The sequence below is a fragment of the Achromobacter sp. 2789STDY5608615 genome, from assembly GCF_001298995.1.
Classification (GTDB): Bacteria; Pseudomonadota; Gammaproteobacteria; order Burkholderiales; family Burkholderiaceae_B; genus Achromobacter; species Achromobacter insuavis.
This window is the reverse complement of sequence record NZ_CYTY01000066.1, coordinates 1-5,128: the sequence shown is the minus strand read 5'-3', so window position 1 is coordinate 5,128 and position 5,128 is coordinate 1. Positions and strand designations below refer to the sequence as shown.

1 protein-coding gene and 2 pseudogenes are annotated in these 5,128 nt (G+C 71.5%); all 3 read left to right on the top strand.

Annotated elements, in window-relative coordinates:
* Window positions 1-545: pseudogene (locus tag AOZ49_RS33770) on the top strand (allophanate hydrolase); the annotation flags it as partial.
* Between the two features lie 26 nt (window positions 546-571).
* On the top strand, window positions 572-4,207 hold the full coding sequence (uca, locus tag AOZ49_RS30075; protein WP_054479542.1) for an urea carboxylase: 3,636 nt from the start codon (window positions 572-574) through the stop codon (window positions 4,205-4,207).
* A 2-nt stretch (window positions 4,208-4,209) separates the two neighbouring features.
* A pseudogene (locus tag AOZ49_RS30070) lies at window positions 4,210-4,931 on the top strand (GntR family transcriptional regulator).
* Window positions 4,932-5,128: the final 197 nt, after the last annotated feature.

Below are 5,128 nucleotides of genomic sequence, written 5' to 3'. Positions count from 1 at the left end.
TGCCGGCCGGCATCACGCTGATCGGCATGGTGTGGCAGGACCGCGCGCTGGCGCGTTTCGGCCGCCAATGGCAGGCGCAGCGCGGGCTGCCGCTGGGCGCCACGGGCCAGCCGCTGCCGCCGATGGGGCCGCCCGCCGCCGACCCGGAACTGCTGCGCGTGGCCGTGGTGGGCGCGCACCTGACCGGCATGCCCCTGAACCATCAACTGACCTCGCGCCGCGCGGTGCTGGTGGAAAAGACCCGCACCGCCGCCGACTACCGGCTCTACGCGCTGGCCAACACCACGCCGCCCAAGCCGGGCCTGGTGAAGTCCGACAGCGGCGCGCCGATCGAGGTGGAGCTGTGGGACATCCCGCTGGCGGCGTTCGGCGCCTTCGTGGCCGAGATCCCCGCGCCGCTGGGCATCGGCACGCTGACGCTGCATGACGGCCGCCAGGTCAAGGGTTTCATCTGCGAGCCGCGCGGCCTGGCCGGCGCCCGCGACATCACCGCCTTCGGCGGCTGGCGCGCCTACCTCGCCAGCCTGAACGCCACCCCCCGCTAATGCCAATCGCCCCTGGGAGCCGAACCGTGTTCGATACCGTCCTGATCGCCAACCGTGGCGAAATCGCCGTCCGCGCCATCCGTACCCTGAAACGCCTGGGCATCCGCAGCGTTGCCGTGTATTCCGATCCCGACCGCAACGCGGCCCATGTGCGCGAGGCCGACGTGGCCGTGGCGCTGGGCGGCGAGAAGGCCGTCGACAGCTATCTGCGCACCGACCTGCTGCTGGCGGCCGCGCGCGAGCATGGCGCCCAGGCCATCTACCCCGGCTATGGCTTCCTGTCGGAAAGCGCCGAATTCGCCGAGGCCTGCGAGGCCGCCGGCATCGCCTTTGTCGGCCCGACGCCGCTGCAGATCCGCGAGTTCGGCCTGAAGCACCGCTCGCGCGAGCTGGCGGCCGAGGCCGGCGTGCCGATGACGCCGGGCACGGGCCTGCTGGCCAGCCTGGGCGAGGCGCTGACGCAGGCCGAGCGCATCGGCTATCCGGTGATGCTCAAGAGCACCGCGGGCGGCGGCGGCATCGGCCTGTCGCGTTGCGACAACGAGGCCGAGCTGACGGTGGCGTTCGACAGCGTGCAGCGCATGGGCGAGCATTTCTTCCGCGACGGCGGCGCCTTCATCGAACGCTACGTGGACAACGCCCGCCACGTCGAGGTGCAGATCTTCGGCGACGGCGCCGGCCGCGTGCTGGCGCTGGGCGAGCGCGATTGCTCGGTGCAGCGGCGCAACCAGAAGGTGATCGAGGAAACGCCCGCGCCGCACCTGCCGGCCGCGACCCGCGCGGCGCTGCTGGCGGCGGCGGTCAAGCTGGGCGAATCGGTGGCCTACCGCTCGGCCGGCACGGTCGAATTCATCTACGATCCGGCGCGCGACAGCTTCTACTTCCTGGAGGTCAATACCCGCCTGCAGGTGGAGCACCCGGTGACCGAGGCGGTGACCGGGCTCGACCTGATCGAATGCATGCTGCGCGTGGCGGCGGGCGAGCCGCTGGACCTGGCCGCGATGTCGCGCGCGCCGCAAGGCGCGTCGATCGAGGTGCGGCTGTACGCCGAGGACCCGCTGCGCCAGTTCCAGCCGTCGCCCGGCGTGCTGACCGAGGTGCATTTCCCGGCCGGCGTGCGGCTCGATGGCTGGGTCGAGACGGGCACCGAGGTGCCGGCGTTCTACGACCCGATGCTGGCCAAGCTGATCGTGCACGCCGACACTCGCGAGGCCGCGCTCGACAAGCTGGCCGACGCGCTGGCGCACACGCGCCTGCACGGCATCGCCACCAACCTGGACTATCTGCGCCAGATCGTGGCCGACGCGCGCTTTCGCGCCGGGCAGCTGTCGACGCGTTTCCTGGAAGGCTTCACCTACCGGCCCGCGGCCATCGAGGTGCTGGAGGCCGGCACCTACACCAGCGTGCAGGACTACCCGGGCCGCACCGGCTATTGGGACATCGGCGTGCCGCCGTCGGGGCCGATGGACGACTACGCTTTCCGCCTGGCCAACCGCATCGTCGGCAACGCGCCCGACGCCGCCGGCATCGAGGCCACGCTGGTCGGGCCGACGCTGCGCTTTCATGGCGACGCCATCGTCGCGCTGACCGGCGCCGAATGCGCCGCCACGCTCGATGGCGCGCCGGTGCGGATGTGGCAGCCGGTCACGGTGCGCTCGGGCCAGGTGCTGGCGACGGGCCGGGCGCTGTCCGGCTGCCGCACCTACCTGGCGGTGCGCAACGGGCTGGACGTGCCGGTCTACCTGGGCAGCCGTTCGACCTTCGCGCTGGGCCAGTTCGGCGGCCACGCCGGGCGCACGCTGCGGGTGGGCGACATGCTGCCGGTGGTGCGCCCCGATCTGCCGGCCGCGAACGCCGAGCCGCCGGTGAACGCGCCGCAGGCCGCGCCGGCCGAGCTGATCCCCGCCTATGGCAACGCCTGGGAGATCGGCGTGCTGTACGGCCCGCATGGCGCTCCGGACTTCTTCCGCCCCGAAGCCATCGAGGCCTTCTTCGCCGCCGACTGGGAGGTGCACTACAACTCCAACCGCCTTGGCGTGCGGCTGACCGGCCCCAAGCCGACCTGGGCGCGCGAGAACGGCGGCGAGGCCGGCCTGCATCCGTCCAACATCCATGACTGCGAATACGCCATCGGCAGCATCAACTTCACCGGCGACAGCCCGGTGATCCTGACGCGCGACGGCCCCAGCCTGGGCGGCTTCGTCTGCCCGGTGACGATCGCGCGCGCCGAACTGTGGAAGGTGGGCCAGGTCAAGCCGGGCGACCGCATCCGCTTCGTGCGCATCGACTATGCCGAGGCGGTGGCGCGCGAAGCGGCGCAGGACCGCAGCGTCGAACAGCTGCGCGCCGTGGCGCCGCGGGCCACCACGCCGTCGGCGCCGCCCGCCACGGCCTCGGAAACCATCATCGCCGCGCTGCCGGCCACGGACGCGCGCCCGTCGGTGTCGTACCGCCAGGCGGGCGACGGCTACCTGCTGCTGGAGTACGGCGACAACGTGCTCGACCTGGCGCTGCGCATGCGCATCCACCTGCTGATGGAGGCGCTGGCGGCGCGGCCGATCGACGGCGTGCGCGAGCTGTCGCCGGGCGTGCGCTCGCTGCAGATCCGCTACGACAGCCGCGTGATCCTGCAGCAGGCGTTGATCGACCGCCTGCTGCAGATCGAATCGCAACTGGCCGACGTGGCGACGCTGAAAGTGCCGACCCGCGTGGTCTACCTGCCCATGGCGTTCGAGGACTCGGCCACGCTGGGCGCGGTGCAGCGCTACCAGGAAACCGTGCGCGCCAGCGCGCCGTGGCTGCCGAACAATGTCGACTTCATCCAGCGCATCAACGGCCTGGCCAGCCGCGAGGACGTGCGCCGCATCGTGTTCGACGCCAGCTACCTCATCATGGGCCTGGGCGACGTCTACCTGGGCGCGCCGTGCGCGGTGCCGATCGATCCGCGCCACCGCCTGCTGACGTCCAAGTACAACCCGGCGCGCACCTTCACGGCCGAGGGCACGGTGGGCATCGGCGGCGTCTACATGTGCATCTACGGCATGGATTCGCCCGGCGGCTACCAGCTGGTGGGCCGCACGCTGCCGATCTGGAACAAGTTCCTGAAGAACCCGGTGTTCCAGGACGGCAAGCCGTGGCTGCTGCGCTTCTTCGACCAGGTGCGCTTCTACCCGGTGAGCGAGGCCGAGCTGGACACGCTGCGCGAGGACTTCCGCGAGGGCCGCGCCACGGTGCGGATCGAGGAGGAGGTGTTCGACTTCGCCGCGCACCAGCGCTTCCTGGCCGAGCAGGCCGACAGCATCGGCGCGTTCCAGGCGCGCCAGAAGACGGCGTTCGACGCCGAGGTGGCGCTGTGGAAGCACGAGGATGTGGCGGTGGCGCAGGCCGAGGCCGCGCCGGAACCCGAGACCGCGTTGCGCGAGGGCGAGCGCCTGGTCAGCGCCGACATGTGCGGCAACATCTGGAAGATCCCGGTGCAGGTGGGCCAGAGCGTGGCGGCCGGCGACACGCTGGTGGTGGTCGAGGCCATGAAGATGGAACTGTCCGTGATCGCGCCGGTGTCGGGCACGGTGACGGCGATCCGCTGCGTGCCGGGCAAGCCGGTCAATGCCGGCGACGCGCTGCTGGTGCTGGCCGAGGACGCCACGTGCCCCGTGACCTGACCCTGCGCGATCCGGTGCGCATCAGCCCGGCGCTGCGGCAGGCGCCGGCGCTGGCGGGCTCGCTGGCGGACCAGGTCTACCAGCGCATCAAGGACGAGCTGTTCGATTTCCGGCTGCTGCCGGGCGACCGCTTCACCGAGGCGGAGCTGGCGTTGCGGCTGGGGGTGAGCCGCACGCCCGTGCGGCTGGGGCTGGCGCGGCTGGAGCGCGAGGGCTTCGTGCTGCCCAGCCCGCGCAGCGGCTGGCAGGTGCGGCCGTTCGATTTCGAGCGCTTCGAGGCGCTGTACGACGTGCGCGTGGTGCTGGAGCTGGCGGCGGTGGAACGGCTGTGCGCGCGCGAGCAGATGGATGAGCGCGGGCTGCTGGGGGCGTTGGCGGATGTGTGGCTGGTGCCGCCGGCGCAGCGCATCCTGGATGGGCGGATGGTGGCGGAGCTGGACGAGGCCTTTCACTGCTCACTGGTGGCGGCTGCCGGGAATGCGGAGATGGCGCTGATACACCGGGAGGTGACGGAGAAGATCCGGATCGTGCGGCGGCTGGATTTCACCAAGGAGTTCCGGGTGGATGCGACGTATGAGGAGCATGGGGCGATTTTGCGGGCGGTGCTGGCTCGGCGGGGGGGGAGGCGGCGGGGAGGATGTTGCGGGGGCATATTGAGATGAGCAAGGCTGAGGTTCGGAAGATCACGCTGCATATGTTGCACGTGGCTAGAGAGGGTTCTTGAGGCGCGGCGGGCTGCGGCGGCCGGGTGGGTGCGGGGCTACGATTGCGGTCCGGAGCCTTCGCTCCGGACTGCCCCGTCGTCATCTTCGTCCGCCTGCGGCTCCCTTCAGATTCCCTCGGGCGCATCTACACGCCCCGCACCCACCCGGCCGCCGCAGCCCGCCGCTCGTGCGTCTCCATGCGGCGGGTGGGGGGGAG